The sequence below is a fragment of the Paenibacillus oryzae genome (assembly GCF_001675045.1).
In the GTDB taxonomy this organism is placed as follows: domain Bacteria; phylum Bacillota; class Bacilli; order Paenibacillales; family Paenibacillaceae; genus Pristimantibacillus; species Pristimantibacillus oryzae.
The window spans coordinates 177,757-194,362 of sequence record NZ_LYPA01000071.1; the positions used below are offsets into that span (position 1 = coordinate 177,757).

Sequence of the window (16,606 nt, forward strand, 5' to 3'; positions counted from 1 at the left end):
ATCCCTCCTCTTAATTGCGAAATAAGGAAATGGCGTCAATCCGATAAACCCGAAGAGCAGGTATGGCCGAAGCCACCACGCCAAGCGCCAGCGCGAACAGCAGGAACGCCCCCTCGTCTGTCGCCATTCCGTAAGGAGCTAGCTGAATCCCCGTTTTCTCAAAAAGAACGTCTCCAAACAGCCACGCCGCCACCCTCCCCGACAGGCTGCCCAGCAAAATGCCGCCCGCCGTAAGAGCCACGCCTTCACCAATCAGGCACATAAAAATAAATCGTCCCGGCTTCCCGATTAAACGGAGCAGTCCGACATCGCGTTTTTTCTCTGCCATGGAAGAGGTCAGCGCCAGAAGCAGAGTCGAAGCCGCCAGCATTGCGCATACTCCCATAACGATCAGCAGCAGCTGCGAGCCGCTGTCAACCACGTTCAGCACATCGGCAACCGCCTTGCTGGTGTATACAGCCTGAACCCGATCCAGCTCGTCATACTTGTTTTTGAGCTCGCTTGCGCCCAGCAAGGTGGCAGGCTTTATAATGATAGCTGTTACTTCGCGAGGTCCGGAATCAAGGCCATGCACAATCCATGCATGATCCATGGACGTAAAGATGGCGCGGTCATCTCCAGTGCCCAACTTTGGCAATACGCCCACAATTGTGTAAATAAAGCTGTCATGATGATCTGCGCCAGGCCTGTCCTGATCATTTCCTGCGTCGCTGTCATGAGCCAAGCCTTCATCATCGTGATCGTTTGAGACGTGATTTGTCTCATCAGGATCATACTCAATTGCCTGCACCATACCGTGCGAGCCAGTAAAGGTATCTCCTGTCTTCAAATTCAGCGCTCTGGCTGCGGCATACCCGATTACAACCTCGCCAGGCTCCCGATAAAGCCTTCCGGAGTTCAGTTTTCGATCATCATAGCGGGAAGGGAAATAAGCAGGGTCAACGCCTACAATAGGAAACCCTCTATAGCTGTCGCCGCTCGTTACGCCAAAAGCCATTTCAACCTCGCTGCTGCTTCTGACCTCTTCCAAAAGAGCCAGAGGCACGTTGCCGGTAGGCGAACCAATCCTGTAAAAGGTATGGAGCACCAGTTGGGACGAGCTCCCTTCCGCTCCAATGACCAGCTCGAACGGGCCGTATCCTTTTTGAGCCCCATGCTCCACTCCATCCCGGCTTAACAGCATCAGCGTAAATAAAGCTACAGTCAGCGCTACAGCCAAAATCGTAATGCCGCACAGTAGCTTCCTTCTTTTTATATGACTCCAGACATAGCTCCAGGCACTCACGCGCCGACACCTCCCGCCCCAGCCGCCTTGTATCCATTTTCCTTGGGCTGCTCACGCCGCCCTGCTCCGTTTATTTCGGAAATGTGAAGCTTGACAGGAAAGAGCTCGGCCAAGTGAAGATCATGAGTAACCGTAATAAGCGTTGAGCCGTTTTCCTGACAAACCTCAAGCAAAAGCCGCATGACCCCGTCAGCCGTCTCCCAGTCCAGGCTGCCAGTCGGCTCGTCTGCAAGAATAAGCGTCGGGCGATTGGCGATTGCCCGAACAATTGCGGCTCTCTGCTGCTGACCCCGCGACAATTTGTGCGGAAGCTTGTTCATATGCTCCAGCAGCCCCACTCTGCGAAAATAGTGCTCAAGCAGGTCGGCCCGCTCTCCTCGACTTAATTTTTTGCCCAAAACAAGCTCCACATTTTGCCGGATACTCAAGGAAGGAATTAAATAAAAATCCTGAAAAACATAACCTATCCTATCCGCCCTGTAAGCATCTCTTTCCGGCTCGCTCATGGCGCTTAAATCGAACCCGGAAATTTCCAATTTTCCGGAATCCGGCTTCAGCACGCCGCCCAGCATGTGCAGCAATGTGCTTTTACCGCTTCCGCTTGGGCCCAGCAGTGCAATTCGTTCGCCCGTTTCAACGGACCACCGTTTAATCTCGATGATCGGCCTCTCGTTTTGTTGAATCCTGTAGGACTTGCAAAGACCTTCCGCTTGTATCATCATAACCACCTTGGTATCTCCCCCAATTTCAAGGCCTCATCCAACAAGGGACTATCCGAAAAGTCTGTTACGGTGAATAGTGATTCAGCAAAACCGGTACCTTCCGGAAAAAGGTGTCTTGGAAGCTCAAACAAAAGCGGATAAAAAAACTCGCCCTCAAGACACCCTTTTCCCTCCGGTCCCCACAACTGAATCATAATTCATTCCGCTTGACTTTTCGGACAGCCCCTTCATGAGTGTTGTTCAATAAAGTTCGCTCTTTTAAAGGATTATGACTTCACAATACGCTCGGACAAGCTATCCCATGTCAGCTTCAAGCCCGTTAATGAATTAAAGGCCTCCAGCGGCAGATAAAGCTTGCCATTATCCACATTGCTGGTCAGCGCAGCCGAATTGCCGTTTAAGGTAACAGCGCCGCTATCCAGTTGAACGGAGATGACCGTTGACCCTTGGGAGATCGTGGCTGTGCGGTTCGCTCCATTCCATTTCACGCTAGCCCCAAGCGCTTCCCCCAGAGCTTTTGCCGGATAAAGAATCTCTCCGTTTCTTGCCACCTTGAATTTGGGATACAGGTATTTTGCCTGAAGCGCCGCGCTTGTTCCTGCCAGATCAAGCCCCAGCACCTCCGCGGAAGCCGTCGCTACACGCGTATTGTCGATTTGTCCCTTGACCAGGTCGGCAATCGGCCCATAAGCCCAGACACCTACGTCAACCGCCGAATGGCCGTGTCCGCTCCAGCCTACGAGAAGCCTTTTGCTAATGACCGCGTTGTAGGCTCCCTCTTGAGCGTACGAAGAGCCGTCTCCGGCGAGAATTTGCTCCGCTTCTTCATCGGACAAATCTTTTATCCAGGTATTGGAGGACACAATGCTTTTAACCTCCGCAATCGTTGTTGCGGACTTCAGCTTGGAGGCAATAAACTCCGAAGAGTTCTTTTGCTGATCCCACAGATCAAGGTTCAACTCATAAATGTTGTCGCGCGACAGCGACAATCCGCCTGTCTCATGATCGGCTGTAATAACAATGGACGTATTTCCGTCCGCTTTCGCAAACTCAAGGGCTACCTTAACCGCCGCGTCAAAATCCAGAACCTCCTGTACAGTGGAAGGGAAATCATTGGCATGAGAGGCATGGTCTATCCGGCCGCCTTCAATCATAACGGCAAAGCCCTTGTCATCCTTGGACAAAATGTTCAAAGCAGCGTCCGTCATTTCAGCCAGCGACGGCGTTTCTGCTGTGCGATCCGGGACATAAGCGACATGCGAGCTCCCAAACAGCCCCAGCACTTTATCGCTATCGCCCACTTGCATCAGCCCTGCCCGATTCGTTACATATTCGTAGCCTTTATCCTCAAAATCGCTAATAATGCTTTTATCCGAACGCTTCCCCTTGTCATCCTTGCTCAAGAAGTTAGCGCTGCCTCCGCCCAGCAAAACGTCAATGCCGCTGTCCAGATATTGCGAGGCAATCGCATTTTCGTTATCCCGGCTTCTGACATGGGAGCCGTATACGGCAGGCGTTGCATGGGTAATACGCGCGGTCGTGACAAGCCCCGTCGCTTTTCCGGCCGCTGTTGCAGCTTCAATAACGGAAGCAAACGGCTTGGAGACATCCTCGTTGGAGACGCTTATTGCGGCGTTGTATGTTTTATGGCCGGTGGCAAAAGCCGTGCCCGCAGACGCGGAATCCGTGACGACGCCGGAAACAACGGCGCCTCCGTCCTCTCCGCGGTCAGCGTAAGTAGTCGCTTGGCCTACATAGATGCTATCCAGCGTGAGATGGTCCACATTTTTGTTGTACATAAGATAATTTCTTGCAGCGGTTACTTGAGCCGGACCCATGCCGTCTCCAATCAGCACAATCAGATTCCGGGAGGAAGTTGTCCCGGCCTCTGAACTTTTTGCGGAATCCTCTGCCGCAAATGCCATTGGAGTCATCATGACGGACATTGCCATACACCCCGCCAGAACGGCGCGAACTGCTTTCTTTTTCAAAAAAATCTCCTCCGCTTTGAAACCGATTTAAAATCTATTTCATTATGAAAGCGAATCGTAAACGGAGAATTAGAGCAAAGTTAAGAAATAGTAAAAGAGGGCATTCATTGAAACAAAAAAAAGCCGCCGGGCTAATGAAAGCCCAAGCGGCGCTTGATTGGTGTCCTGCCAAACGGGGCAGGGCAACCCTTAATATTTAATGGACGGGTAAAGAGGGAACTTGGCTGTCAGGTCAGCGACCAGACCGCGAGCTTTAGTCAAAACAGCTTCGTCCTCCGGATTTTTCAACACCATAGCAATGACCTCGGCAATAACCTTCATAGCCGCCTCATCCATGCCGCGTGTTGTAGCTGCAGGCGTGCCGATCCGAACGCCGCTTGTAATAAACGGGCTGGTTGGATCAAACGGAATGGCATTTTTGTTGGCAGTGATGCCAACGGAATCCAGCACATGCTCCGCTACTTTGCCTGTAATGTTCAGGTTGCGCGTATCAATCAGCATCAAGTGGTTGTCTGTGCCGCCGGAAACAATGTTCAGGCCTTTAGCAACAAGCTCCTCGGACAACACTTTGGCGTTGTTGATAACGTTTTGCGCATATTCCTTGAAGGAAGGCTGCAGAGCCTCACCTAAAGCTACTGCTTTGGCTGCAATGATATGCATCAGAGGGCCGCCTTGAGTGCCAGGGAAAACCGCTTTGTCGATTGCCGCCGCCCACGATTTGCGGCAAAGAATCAGGCCGCCGCGAGGACCGCGAAGCGTTTTGTGCGTTGTTGTCGTAACAAAATGGGCGTGAGGCACCGGATTCGGGTGAAGTCCGGCAGCGACAAGACCAGCGATATGAGCCATGTCGACCATAAACAGCGCGCCTACATCATTGGCGATAGCAGCCAGCTTTTCAAAATCGATCGTACGCGGATAAGCGCTTGCTCCGGCAACCAGCATGCGAGGGCGATGCTTGAACGCCAGCTTGCGAACTTCCTCGTAATCAATAGTGAAGCTGTCTTCCTGTACGCCGTATGCAACGAAGTTGTACAGCAAGCCGGAAGCATTAACCGGGCTGCCGTGCGTCAAGTGGCCGCCATGGGCCAGGTTCATGCCCAATACGGTGTCGCCAGGCTTCAATGCAGCCAAATACACAGCCATGTTGGCTTGAGCGCCGGAATGGGGCTGAACATTGGCATGCTCCGCGCCAAACAATTCCTTGGCACGATCGCGAGCCAGGTCCTCAACGATATCAACATGCTCGCAGCCGCCGTAGTAACGCTTGCCCGGATAACCCTCGGCATATTTATTCGTAAGCACCGTGCCCATAGCTTCAAGCACCGCTTCGCTCACGATGTTTTCCGATGCAATCAGTTCGATGTTGTCGCGCTGGCGTTGCAATTCAAGTCCAATCGCCTTCAATACCTCTGGGTCTTGCTTTGAAATGTTTTCCATGTTCAAGCTCCTCCTTGTTTATCATTCATTATGGTTGGTAGAAGTTGCAGATTAGTTGCAGTGCCCGGAGGCGTCCTCCTGCCCGGCAGCAGGATGAATTTCATAGACGGCGCGAACGCCGCCAATCAATTTCGGTCTTGTATAAGCCATCGTGACATGAGCTTCGCCGATTGAACTGACAGACGGCCTCACGGGCACTGCCACGGGACGCAAATGCATGCCGATAAACGTATCGCCGATATCGATGCCCGCATGCGCCTTCACGGACTCCACCAGACAAGGGTCCTTCAGCCGGCTATAAGCATAAGCCGCCATAGAGCCTCCCGCTGTGCGTACCGGAATGGCGTGTACGGGATCCAAACCATATTTTTCGGCAGCATGCCTCTCCAGCACCAGCGCCCGGTTCAAATGCTCGCAGCACTGGAATACCGGCACAAAGCCGATATCCTTGCGGGCCGCTTCAATGCCTTCATATAAAGCCGAAGCAGTCTCCAGCGCGCCCGCCGTACCGATGGCGCGTCCCAACACCTCGCTGGTACTGGTTCCAACAACTATCAGTTGACCGGGCTTCAAGCCTCCCGCTTCCGACAATTCGCGAACTGCCGTTTCCACTTGGGACGACCAGAGCCGAAGCTCTGGCGTAATGTGATTGTTCTGACTCATGCTGAATTCCGCTCCTTTTGGGTTAAACCGATTCTTGCAAGAAGGGACGGGAAAATTTACTTCTTCTCCTCCAGCTGCATCACCTTACGAATGCGTCCTGCATGACGCTCCCCGCCTGAAAACGGCGTTTCAAGCCAAGTGCGGACGATTTCCTGAGCCAAGCCAGGTCCAATGACCCGTTCGCCCATGGCAAGCACGTTAGTGTCGTTATGCTCCCGCGTTGCCTTGGCCGAAAACAGGTCGTGCACCAGCGCGCAGCGAATGCCGGCGTGCTTGTTCGCCGCGATGGACATCCCGATGCCCGTACCGCAAATCAGAATGCCGCGGTCCGCATCGCCTTGGGCCACCAAATCGCATACCGGCAGCGCATAGTCCGGATAATCAACGGACTGCTCGCAGTCGCAGCCCAAATCCTGAATGTCGTGGCCCAGCGATTTCAACAACGGAACAATTTCATCCTTCAAGCGGTAGCCGGCATGGTCTGCGCCAATGGCTATTTTCATCGTCATCTCTCTCCTCATCGTTCTTTCTCCGAATTCGGGCTTCTTTTTGCCAAACAAGCCCTATGACGATAGTATACCTTTTCTTCAGACAAGAAACGACACCAAAGAGCTTGTGCAAAAGCGAAAAAGCAAGCATACCGGATGAAAACAAAAAAAGAGCATGACATGCTCCTACCAGCATGTTTGCTCTTTGCCCAGGCGACCGGCCGTATACTCCGATGCTCCACCGTGGTTATCCCACTTCCGTCGCCAGTTACATCGGAATCCGTATATGTGAGTCCATCATATCGCAAACTTGCAAAATAATCAATCCGCTTCTGTGCCGGAAAATGTGGAATCCGAATCCAGCTTGTCCAGCAGCTTGCCAATTGCCTCCTGTATTTCTTGCGAACAGCTCTCGTAGGTAGATAACGAGCCTCCAAACGGATCTGCGATATCAAAGCTTGGAATCGTCTTCTCCAGCTCCAGCATCCTCTGTCTTTCCTCCTTGGTTAGCTGGCCGCCAATCGCCCCCCTCATCTGCATGTCGCTGTACAGGCTCTCCAGCTCCGAAATATTCGCCGCCACGGCCGTATCGCTATATACAAACTCTTTGAGCGTATAGGTCTTGTCCACCGCTTCGGGATGATAATGCAGCACGTCCCGCTTATGCCCGCTTGTCATCGTAAGAATCAGATCCGCCCATTCAACGGCTTCCGCTGTAAGCCGGCTTGAGGAGCCGGCGTGGGAAACCTTTCTCCGGCGCAACGATTCCAGCGCATTCCCGGACACAGGAAGCCCGTCCACCGTAGAGACGCCCGCCGAACGCACCGACACAGCCATGCCTCTCGCCTGCGCCATCTCTCGCAGCAGGGCCTCGGCCATCGGGGAACGGCATGTATTGCCCGTGCAAACAAACAAAATCGATTTCACAAAGCCCACCCCTTCCTTTATTTCCATCATTCATTGAACAGGCTCTGGCTGAGCGGGAGACCCCGTCTCCCATGTTTTCAGTCAGTCATATCTTAGAGGATAAATAAAATGCCAAATATGAATAAAATAGCCCCGCCGCAGGCTTCCCCGTATTCGCCCAAATTTCCGCTTACCTTTCTGCCCAGCAGCAAACCAAGCATTGACATCAGACCGCCCAAAATGCCGAATAAAGCAACCGTCAGCCACAAATTTGCGGAAAACACGCCCAGCGTAATGCCAACCGAAAAAGCATCAACGCTGACGCTGAAAGCAAGGACAAGAAGCCCCCATAGCGACCGGTGATCCAGTGACCGGACCTCCTCTCCCCGAAAGGAGCTGTACATCATATGAACGCCAAGCAGCACTAGAAGCACGCCTGCCGCCGTTGTCGCCATTTTGCCAAGCAGACCGCTTACCAGGTGGCCGGTCCATACACCGCCTAGCGGCATTAACACATGGAACAGGCCGATTACAAAGCCCATCTTGGCGATATCCCTAAGCCGAATGCCTTTTAGCCCGATGCCGAGCCCCAACGAAAAGGCGTCAAAACCGAGTGCCAGCGCAATAAATAGCAGCGTCAGCGCTTGTCCGATAATTGCATGAGCATCCCACACGCCATCTCTCCCCCATGTCCGCAGCGTTCTTTAAACCAGCATATGCGGACGAGGGGCCAAACATGTCCCGATCGAGACTATGGCTGCGACTGCGACTGCGACTGCGACTGCGACTGCGACTGCGACTGCGACTGCGACTGCGACTGCGACAAGTTTATCCTGAAATCAGATGCCTAGCAAGGTCGAGCTGTCAGTTCAGCTTAATAACTTTGCTGGCTGCTTTGCTCAAGCGGTTCATCAATGCCCGGCCTATCCCTTCTTCGGAGCAGGACTCCGCCCATAAGGATACGGCTCCCTCTTCGTCAAAACGGCGCAGCGCGGCATACAAGCGGGCAGCCGCCTCGTCAAGCCTCTGACGGCTTCCCATATTCATTTTCACATCAGCTTCATACCGACGAATGCTTTCTGAAAAAGCCAACACGCCTGTTCGTTCGCCGCGAGCTGAGGCCTCTGCCAGCCGGGCCGCAATATATGCCTCCGTTTGCTCGGGGCTGCCCTCCACCAGCGTCAACTCGCCTTGTGGCGCATAATGAATATACTTCATCCCGGGCGAGCGGGGAGCTTCCTCTTGATCCGACAAGCCATCCTCGCCTCCCAGGACAGCAATATCCGGAAGAGCGCGCCGCAGCTTTTCCAGCGTTATCCCTCCCGGTCTCAAAATAGCAACGGTTTGCTCATCCAGCAGCTCGACTACGGTGGATTCAAGCCCCACTCCGGTTGCGCCGCCATCCACTATCCCGTGTATCAATCCATCCAAGTCGTCAAGCACATGGGACGCTTCCGTAGGACTAGGCCTGCCGGAGCGATTAGCGCTAGGCGCTGCGACGGGACAGCCCGCCCGCCTGAGCAATTCCAGTGCCAAAGGATGATCCGGCATGCGAACGCCGACCGTAGGCAGGTTAGCCGTCACCAGCGGCGATAACGCCCCTGATTGCACTGGCAGCACTATGGTCAACGGCCCCGGCCAAAATAGCTCCATCAGCTTCCCCGCAAGCGGCGGATAAGGCTTAACCAGCTCATCCAGTTGACCGCTATCCGCGATGTGCACGATCAGCGGATTGTCCGACGGGCGCCCCTTCGCTCTGAAGATCCCGGCAACCGCATCGGTATTTCGCGCGTCCGCTCCCAGGCCGTACACCGTCTCCGTAGGAAAAGCCACGAGCCCGCCTCCCTGAAGCGTCTCCGCGGCCTCCTCAAGCCATGCGGCAGCCTCATGGGTTCCGCATCTATTATTGTTGTGCTGCGCATCCTGATCCCGGAATGAGCCCTTCACATTATCGTTATAAGTCGTCCATCTTTTGGTTTCCATCATTTCTGCGTGTCATTCCCTGTTCTATCCATGTAGGTATTGCCTTTGAACCTTGCCGGTTCACGGCTATTATAACATGACTAAAAGTTTGTGTTCAAAAATAATCCCGACCTTGAACAATCTCTAAAACAAGGATTTGAACCAGTTAATAATTCCTTCAATCAGCTCCCATAAGAAAAACCGCACCTCGGGAGCTTCTTCTTTGCTGTCACCATCCCCTTCAGCCGTCGAGGAGGAAGCATCTCCGCCCAATTCTGTCGATGCTGCCGCTTCGTCTTCAAGGCCTTGGCCGTTTACTGTATCAGATCGCGAGCTTTGGCTGCTCGTCTTCCCTTCGGCAGCAGCCGCCGTTTCGTTTGCCGATGCCGCAGACGCTTCTCCCGTAGCCGCATCGATGAAGCATAATGGAGGAAACAGCACGCACCACCAGTTTTGGCCTTCGCCTTCGCCGATTGTAATCAGCAAAGCTTCATACTCTCCGGCAGGATACACCTTGCTGCCGTACATTTTGGTCGGAAACTGAACATTGCCCAGAATGGCCGATGATTGATGGGGAAACCCTCTGCTCTCCAGCACGCCTGCCACTATGCCCTCCACCTCCGGCAGCCGGGACTGTATGACCTCGCGCGCTTCGGAAATATCGTTAAGGCCAATGGCCCAGCTGTTCATTGCTTTTACCACTTCATCCCGCACAACACGCTTGACCGCCTGGTCGGCAGGACTGTCGGAATTGGCCAAAATACGCAGCCGAATGGCTTCTTGCGGAATATCACCTTGCGCCACTGCCGCATCCATGCGGCCGGCTTCCCAGCTCATCACCAGCACAAGCAGCGCCATTATAATAAAACCGTATGATTTACGGTAAGAAAATCGGTAGGGTCTTAGAGATGAAGCATCAGATAAAGGACGAGTCGTAATCGAAAGAGTAGAATCGGATGAATATGAAGGATAAAGGGAATAATTACGGGACATTACACAAGCTCCTCTCGCGCACCCGCCGGTGCGTCTGCTTGCGTTCCGGAACGTCTCTATCCCCAGTATGTCCGCCTCTCTCAATCTATAAACCTATTCATTTGCAAAAAAGAGGGCTATGATTGCTATATTGAAAAAATAGAGCGACTATCAAGCATCTTTCCAAAAAGAAGGAGTGTTGACATTGCAGCAGCCCCCTTTATACGAAACCTATCGCCCTCTCCTGCTGGCCTTGGCCTACCGCATGCTTGGCTCCCGAAGCGACGCAGAGGATGTGGTGCAGGAAGTATTCACCCACTATTTTCAGCTTGATCAGGACAAAATCGAGCATTCAAAGTCATACCTAATCCGCATGACAACCAATCACTGCCTGAATCTGCAAGGCTCGGCCTATAAACGAAAAGAAAGCTACGTTGGAGAGTGGCTGCCGGAACCATCTGTCCTTTATGATGATGGCGCATCCCATGACCCTGCTCTCTTGTGGGACAAAAATGAAACCGTCACTTATGCCATGCTCGTAATGCTGGAGCATCTAGGGCCCGTTGAGCGAGCCGTTTTTCTGCTGCGGGAGACACTCTCCTATGAATATGCGGAAATTGGCGATATTTTGGGCAAAAGCGAGGCGGCCTGCCGAAAAATCAACAGCCGGGCGAAACAAAAGCTTCATGCAGACAAGCCCGCGCCAGCCTTTAACCACGAACGCGCCGGCGCAATGGCGCAGGCGTTTATCAAAGCGGCGGAAACCGGGAATACAGAGACATTGCTCTCCATATTGACCGAAGATGCCGTATTGCTGTCCGACGGCGGAGGAAAAGCTCGCTCTGCCATCTTGCCCATTACGGGGAGGCGCCGCATTCTTGCTTTTTTTGCTGGTCTGCACCGGAAAGGCAGGTTCGAGAATGGTTTTCTTCCTGCCGTTGTTAACGGCCAAGCGGGCATGGTGCTGCTATCGGAACAATCGCCCCATATGATTTTGACTTTCAGATGGGACAAAAAAGGCGAAAAAATCGAAGCCGTTTATATTGTGGTCAATCCTGAAAAGCTGAAGCATGTCACAAAACGGAATGCCATCTTGTCTTAAGAGTATAGCCGATCCTATAAACCGGCTCATCTCATGACAAGGGGCGATTAACCATGAAAACAAGAATGCTGATGCACCAGGAGCATCCCGAGGCCTATAGCGCTATGATGGGGATGGAGAAATTCATTAATTCTTCCAAGCTGGACAAAACACTTGTAGAGCTGATAAAAATTCGCGCCTCTCAAATAAACGGCTGCGCTTTCTGTATCCATATGCATACAAGCGACGCTCGTAAAAACGGCGAAAGCGAAAAACGGATTTACGCGCTAAACGCCTGGAGAGAAACTCCATATTTTACGGATGAAGAAAGGGCTGTTTTAGCGCTGACGGAAGCTATGACGCTTATTGCAGGAAGCCACGTGCCAGACGAGGTATACGACGAGGCCGCACGCCATTTCTCCAACAAAACGTTGAGCGAAGTCATTATCGCCATCATTACCATCAACGGCTGGAACCGTCTTGCCATTGCAACAGGCCGCATCCCCGATTAAGCAGCTGAACGGGCCAAGCAATCTAGTATGGATAGCAACCGAACGAGCCTTTCTAATCGCTGTAGACGCGGCAAACGCACAAAAGCTCATGGGGCAACATCAGGCCCCATGAGCTTTTGTACGCACGGCTACAATATGCCGCTTGATTCCATTCAAGTCCGTCACGATGGAGATATCGTCCCATATCTCCATTTCCCGCATCCATGCCGCCACAATTTCCGGCTGGCCCATGCCCAGCTCGAACGCCACAATGCGCGGCATGGCAGGGAGCAGCGGCAGCTGCTCCAGCATGACACGGTACGGGGCCAGCCCGTCAGTACCGCCATCCAGCGCGAGATGCGGCTCATAGTCCCGCACCTCGCGCTGCAAGCCGCTCAAATCCGCCGCCGGAATATACGGCGGATTTGACACCAGCACATCGATGGCAACGGCCCCATCGATAGCAGCTCCACCGCGCCCCGCGTCAATGAAGGGCGCGAGCAGGTCGCCCTGCGCAAATGCCAGCCGACCCGCCACACCATGGCGGCTGGCGTTCTCGCGGGCGACCTCCAGCGCGTCCGGGGACAGGTCGGACGCGGTCACCCGCCAGCCGGGACGCAGCGCTGCAAGCGTCACGGCGATGGCGCCGCTGCCCGTGCCGACATCAACGACTGTCGGCATGGCATTTTTCTCGCTGTCAGCAGGCCCTGCCGACCCGCCCGCCTGTCCTGCAACAGTTGTTGCTGACTCAGGGCTGCCCCACAGGCGGTCCGCCGCCTCCAAAACGGCCTCCACCAGCAGCTCCGTTTCCGGACGGGGAATCAGCACCGCAGGCGACACCCGGAACGAACGGCCGTAGAACCAGCCTTCTCCTATAATGTATTGAAGCGGCTCGCCAGCCCCGCGCCGGGCGATTTTGCTTATCCACTGCTCCGCGCGATCGACGGGAAACGGCTCGTTCCATCGGAACAGCAAGGACGCTTTGTCCAGCTCCAGCACATGCATCAGAAACAGCTCCGCATCGTTCCGCGCCTCGTCTACGCCTTGCCCGGAGAGCCATTCCGCAGCTCCCGCGCAAGCCTGCCGAAGAGTGCAGCCAGGCTTAAACCAATCCACGCTTTGCTGTACTTGATTTTCACCATTCATAAACTCGCCGCACCTTTCAATTCTGTTCAACGCCTTTCATGAGAAAACCCCTGCCGCATCCGCGTCTTAAACGCGGCCATGACTGGCAGAGGTCAGTTTCTTGCTTTGCAGAGGTCAGTTTCTTGCTTTGCAGAGGCCTGTTTCTTGTTTTGTATGAAGAGGTCCTTCGGACTTAGACGCCCATACTCTCCCGCTCCATGATTTCAGCCTGCTCCGCAATGGTAAGCGACGAAATGATGTCGTTCATATCGCCGTTCATGACGGAATCCAGACGATGCAGCGTAAGATTGATGCGGTGGTCGGTTACCCGGCTTTGCGGAAAATTGTACGTGCGAATCCGCTCGCTTCGATCTCCCGTTCCCACCTTGCTTTTGCGCTCGCCCGCATATTTGGCTTCTTCCTCCTGACGGCGGATATCATAAATCCGCGCGCGCAGAACCTGAAGCGCCTTGGCCTTGTTGTCGTTTTGGGATTTGCCGTCCTGGCAAGTCGCCATAATGCCCGTCGGCACGTGCAAAACACGAACCGCGGATTTGGTTGTATTGACGGATTGCCCGCCGGCGCCGCTGGAGCAGAAAGTATCAATCCGAATATCCTTGTCAAGGATTTCGATTTCTACATCCTCAACCTCCGGCATCACCGCGACGGTCGAAGTCGACGTATGAATGCGGCCGCCGGATTCCGTTACCGGAATACGCTGAACGCGATGCGCGCCGCTCTCATATTTCAGCTTGCTGTAGGCCCCTTTACCGTTGACCATAAAAATAACTTCCTTGAAGCCGCCCAAATCATTTTCGCTGAAATCCATCAGCTCGACTCTCCAGCCTTGGGAGTCGGCATATTTCGTATACATCCGGTACAAATCGTAAGCGAACAAAGCCGCTTCGTCGCCGCCCGCCGCGCCGCGGATTTCCACAATGACGTTTTTGTCATCGTTAGGGTCCTTTGGCAGCAGAAGAATTCTCATCTGCTCCTCCAATTGCTCCTTGCGCTCGGACAATTCTTCAATTTCCATCTTTACCATTTCGCGCATTTCGTCGTCCAGCTTTTCGCCTTGCATAAGCTTGGCGTCGTCCAGCTGAGCAACTACGCTTTTATATTCCGTGTACGCATCAAATGCCTCTTGTAAATCCGACTGCTCCTTGGACAGCTCGCGGAGCCGTTTGGGATCAGAGGACACGTCCGGATCGCATAGCAGTTCACTCAGCTTTTCATACCGGTCGGCAAGCGCTTGTAATCGGTCAAACACAGCTATTCACCTCTGTTTTGTTTCCTGATCTTATTCCTTCAGTATACCACATCATAAGCCGTCTATCGATAGATGTTCATAATCGCCAAGCGGTATTTCTATCCACAAATTGTACACAACCTGTGCACATCTTGTCCACAAGCCTTCAAAAAAAACGCCATTTCCATCAATTATCCTAACCTGCAATACTAAATTGCTTTTCATTCCATCATCTTGTGATATTTAACTACATCTCATTAATCGCAAGTACACTCACCAGACATGTTCACATGACATTCCGACTTTCCGTCAAAAAAATGATTTACAGCCTGTCCTGCCGCATCCTTGCCCAATCCTTCTTCCATTCACTTGCAGCCTGCAAACCCCAAACAGCCCGCAGCAAGAACTGGCTGATCCAGTCTTGCTGCGGGCTGACTATTAAGTTGAAGCACGGGTCAAAGCCGCCGATTTACAGTCTTATACTCCATACTTCAGCCTTAGCCTTAGTCTTAAGGTTTAAGGTTTAAGATTTAAGATTTAAACATTAAATCTGAAGTGCATAACATCGCCGTCGCGTACAACGTAGTCCTTGCCCTCCAGACGGAGCTGGCCTCTCTCCCGTACAGCCGCCATAGAGCCTGCGGCCGCCAAATCATCATACGACACCACTTCCGCACGGATAAAGCCGCGTTCAAAATCGGTATGAATGACGCCGGCAGCTTGCGGAGCCTTGGTGCCTTTGCGAATAGTCCATGCGCGCACCTCTTGAACGCCGGCCGTAAAATACGTATACAGGCCAAGCAGCTTGTATGCGGCATTAATCAGACGATTCAAGCCGGACTCCGTCATGCCCAGCTCAGCCAGAAACATTTCTTTGTCCTCGCCCTCAAGCTCGGCGATTTCAGATTCCACTTTAGCGCTGATCGGCACAACCTCCGCGCCTTCCTCCGCAGCAAACTGGCGAACAAGCTGAACGTATTGATTTCCTTCCGTATCGCCAGCTTCTTCCTCGCTCACGTTGGTGGCGTACAGAACAGGCTTCATGGTCAAAAGATGCAAATCGCGGATCAAAATCCTTTCATCATCGGACAATTCCAGACTGCGAGCCGGCTTGTCATTGTACAGGGCATCCTTCAGACGCTCCAGCACTTCAACCTCCTGCGCAATCTTTTTGTCGCCGGATTTCAGGTTTTTGCGGGAACGCTCAATCCGTTTTTCCACCGTATCCAAATCCGCCAAAATCAGCTCAAGATTAATGGTCGTAATATCCCCGATGGGGTCAACCTTGCCTGCAACGTGGGTAATATTTTCATCAACAAAGCAGCGAACTACGTGAACGATGGCGTCAACCTCGCGAATATGGGCCAAAAACTTGTTGCCCAATCCTTCGCCCTTGCTTGCGCCAGCAACCAGACCCGCGATATCCACAAATTCAAAAGCGGTTGGCACGATGCTTTTAGGCACCACCAGCTCAACCAGCTTGTTCAAACGCTCGTCAGGCACTTCAACAACGCCTACATTGGGATCAATTGTACAAAATGGATAGTTTGCAGACTCAGCGCCCGCTTGCGTAATTGCATTAAACAGAGTAGATTTCCCTACGTTTGGAAGACCTACGATTCCAGCTTTCAAAGCCATTTATTAGACACTCCTCATATTCCGAAAGTAAGCAACTCAAAACATTATACCCCAGCAGCCCCCGCAAGAAAAGCATCTGGCTCAAATCCCGGCCTGCGCTTGTTGCCTACTAACCGGGTAGAGCGCCCCGTAAAACGACATAATAAGGTCAAGGAGGTGGAAGCCGCTATGGAAAACAAAAAGCACAAGGGCAACTATAAAGGAACAACCGCCATGAAGGCCCAAAACCAGGACATGGCTTTTGTCAACGACAACCTGGAGGACGCCAAATCCGTTTCCAACTTTTCGGGCAAAAAGAAAAGGACCGATTAACGACCCCGAATGGTCTTCAATAGTCCTTAACAGTCTGCAACGCAGTCCACAACGTAGTCTGCAACGCAGTCCGCAACGAATCTGGAGCACACCAGTCATCTAAGTTGCTGCCGGAATTGTCATCCGATCGCCTTCTGAGCTGCCTGCTGGTCCGTTTATCATCCGCTTTCCGGTCATAAATGACCGTTAAAATGGCTAAAAGCGGGATTAACAAAATCTAGCGGACACAGATGTCCGCTAGAACCCGAAATTAAGACAAATGGCGGGAAAATAGAGCTCTTGCG

16 protein-coding genes and 1 riboswitch are annotated in these 16,606 nt (G+C 52.9%); of the genes, 3 read left to right on the forward strand and 13 right to left on the reverse strand.

Annotated features, from left to right (window positions below):
* Nucleotides 1–10 precede the first annotated feature (10 nt).
* From A7K91_RS20255 to spoIIR, 10 genes are all read right to left on the reverse strand, one after another.
* Entirely contained in the window at nt 11–1,285 is a 1,275-nt protein-coding gene (locus tag A7K91_RS20255) for an ABC transporter permease (RefSeq protein WP_068686119.1), read from the reverse strand.
* On the reverse strand, nt 1,282–2,007 hold the full coding sequence (locus A7K91_RS20260; protein WP_245697716.1) for an ABC transporter ATP-binding protein: 726 nt from the start codon (nt 2,005–2,007) through the stop codon (nt 1,282–1,284). Before A7K91_RS20260 ends, A7K91_RS20255 begins: the two co-directional genes overlap by 4 nt.
* A 266-nt stretch (nt 2,008–2,273) precedes the next feature.
* Nucleotides 2,274–3,941, reverse strand: coding sequence for an alkaline phosphatase (locus A7K91_RS20270; RefSeq protein WP_425415666.1), 1,668 nt, complete (start codon nt 3,939–3,941; stop codon nt 2,274–2,276).
* A 246-nt stretch (nt 3,942–4,187) separates the two neighbouring features.
* Nucleotides 4,188–5,435: a serine hydroxymethyltransferase gene (locus A7K91_RS20275; RefSeq protein WP_068686125.1), complete on the reverse strand. Its 1,248-nt coding sequence runs from the start codon at nt 5,433–5,435 to the stop codon at nt 4,188–4,190.
* Nucleotides 5,436–5,486: 51 nt separating this feature from the next.
* The gene (locus A7K91_RS20280) at nt 5,487–6,098 is read right to left on the reverse strand and encodes a TIGR01440 family protein (RefSeq protein WP_068686127.1); all 612 of its coding nucleotides are present in this window, start codon (nt 6,096–6,098) and stop codon (nt 5,487–5,489) included.
* A 56-nt stretch (nt 6,099–6,154) separates the two neighbouring features.
* Complete coding sequence (gene rpiB, locus A7K91_RS20285) at nt 6,155–6,601, reverse strand: ribose 5-phosphate isomerase B (RefSeq protein WP_068686129.1); 447 nt, start codon at nt 6,599–6,601, stop codon at nt 6,155–6,157.
* Nucleotides 6,602–6,786: 185 nt separating this feature from the next.
* Nucleotides 6,787–6,868, reverse strand: a riboswitch (ZMP/ZTP riboswitch).
* Nucleotides 6,869–6,907: 39 nt separating this feature from the next.
* Nucleotides 6,908–7,513 (reverse strand): low molecular weight protein arginine phosphatase, encoded by a 606-nt coding sequence (locus A7K91_RS20290; RefSeq protein ID WP_068686249.1) that lies wholly within the window; start codon nt 7,511–7,513, stop codon nt 6,908–6,910.
* A gap of 92 nt (nt 7,514–7,605) precedes the next feature.
* Complete coding sequence (locus A7K91_RS20295) at nt 7,606–8,166, reverse strand: manganese efflux pump MntP (protein ID WP_082967614.1); 561 nt, start codon at nt 8,164–8,166, stop codon at nt 7,606–7,608.
* A 190-nt stretch (nt 8,167–8,356) separates the two neighbouring features.
* Complete coding sequence (locus tag A7K91_RS20300) at nt 8,357–9,475, reverse strand: L-threonylcarbamoyladenylate synthase (protein WP_082967629.1); 1,119 nt, start codon at nt 9,473–9,475, stop codon at nt 8,357–8,359.
* 123 nt (nt 9,476–9,598) lie between these two features.
* The gene (gene spoIIR, locus A7K91_RS20305) at nt 9,599–10,447 is read right to left on the reverse strand and encodes a stage II sporulation protein R (protein ID WP_082967615.1); all 849 of its coding nucleotides are present in this window, start codon (nt 10,445–10,447) and stop codon (nt 9,599–9,601) included.
* 184 nt (nt 10,448–10,631) lie between these two features.
* Here spoIIR and A7K91_RS20310 point away from each other — a divergent pair, with 184 nt between their 5' ends.
* Nucleotides 10,632–11,528, forward strand: a complete 897-nt coding sequence (locus tag A7K91_RS20310) for an RNA polymerase sigma-70 factor (RefSeq protein WP_082967616.1) — start codon at nt 10,632–10,634, stop codon at nt 11,526–11,528.
* Nucleotides 11,529–11,581: 53 nt separating this feature from the next.
* A complete protein-coding gene (locus A7K91_RS20315; RefSeq protein WP_068686135.1) occupies nt 11,582–12,019 on the forward strand; it encodes a carboxymuconolactone decarboxylase family protein in 438 nt (145 codons plus the stop codon).
* A gap of 99 nt (nt 12,020–12,118) precedes the next feature.
* Here A7K91_RS20315 and prmC read toward each other — a convergent pair whose 3' ends face one another.
* The 3 genes from prmC to ychF all read right to left on the reverse strand — a co-directional run bounded on the left by prmC (nt 12,119) and on the right by ychF (nt 16,010).
* Nucleotides 12,119–13,144, reverse strand: coding sequence for a peptide chain release factor N(5)-glutamine methyltransferase (prmC, locus tag A7K91_RS20320; protein WP_068686137.1), 1,026 nt, complete (start codon nt 13,142–13,144; stop codon nt 12,119–12,121).
* Nucleotides 13,145–13,316: 172 nt separating this feature from the next.
* Nucleotides 13,317–14,393, reverse strand: a complete 1,077-nt coding sequence (gene prfA, locus A7K91_RS20325; RefSeq protein ID WP_068686139.1) for a peptide chain release factor 1 — start codon at nt 14,391–14,393, stop codon at nt 13,317–13,319.
* 516 nt (nt 14,394–14,909) lie between these two features.
* The gene (gene ychF, locus A7K91_RS20330) at nt 14,910–16,010 is read right to left on the reverse strand and encodes a redox-regulated ATPase YchF (protein ID WP_068686141.1); all 1,101 of its coding nucleotides are present in this window, start codon (nt 16,008–16,010) and stop codon (nt 14,910–14,912) included.
* A gap of 168 nt (nt 16,011–16,178) precedes the next feature.
* Between ychF and A7K91_RS26770 the strand changes: the two genes are divergently transcribed.
* Nucleotides 16,179–16,322 (forward strand): hypothetical protein, encoded by a 144-nt coding sequence (locus A7K91_RS26770; protein WP_169833435.1) that lies wholly within the window; start codon nt 16,179–16,181, stop codon nt 16,320–16,322.
* The last annotated feature ends 284 nt before the right edge of the window (nt 16,323–16,606 follow it).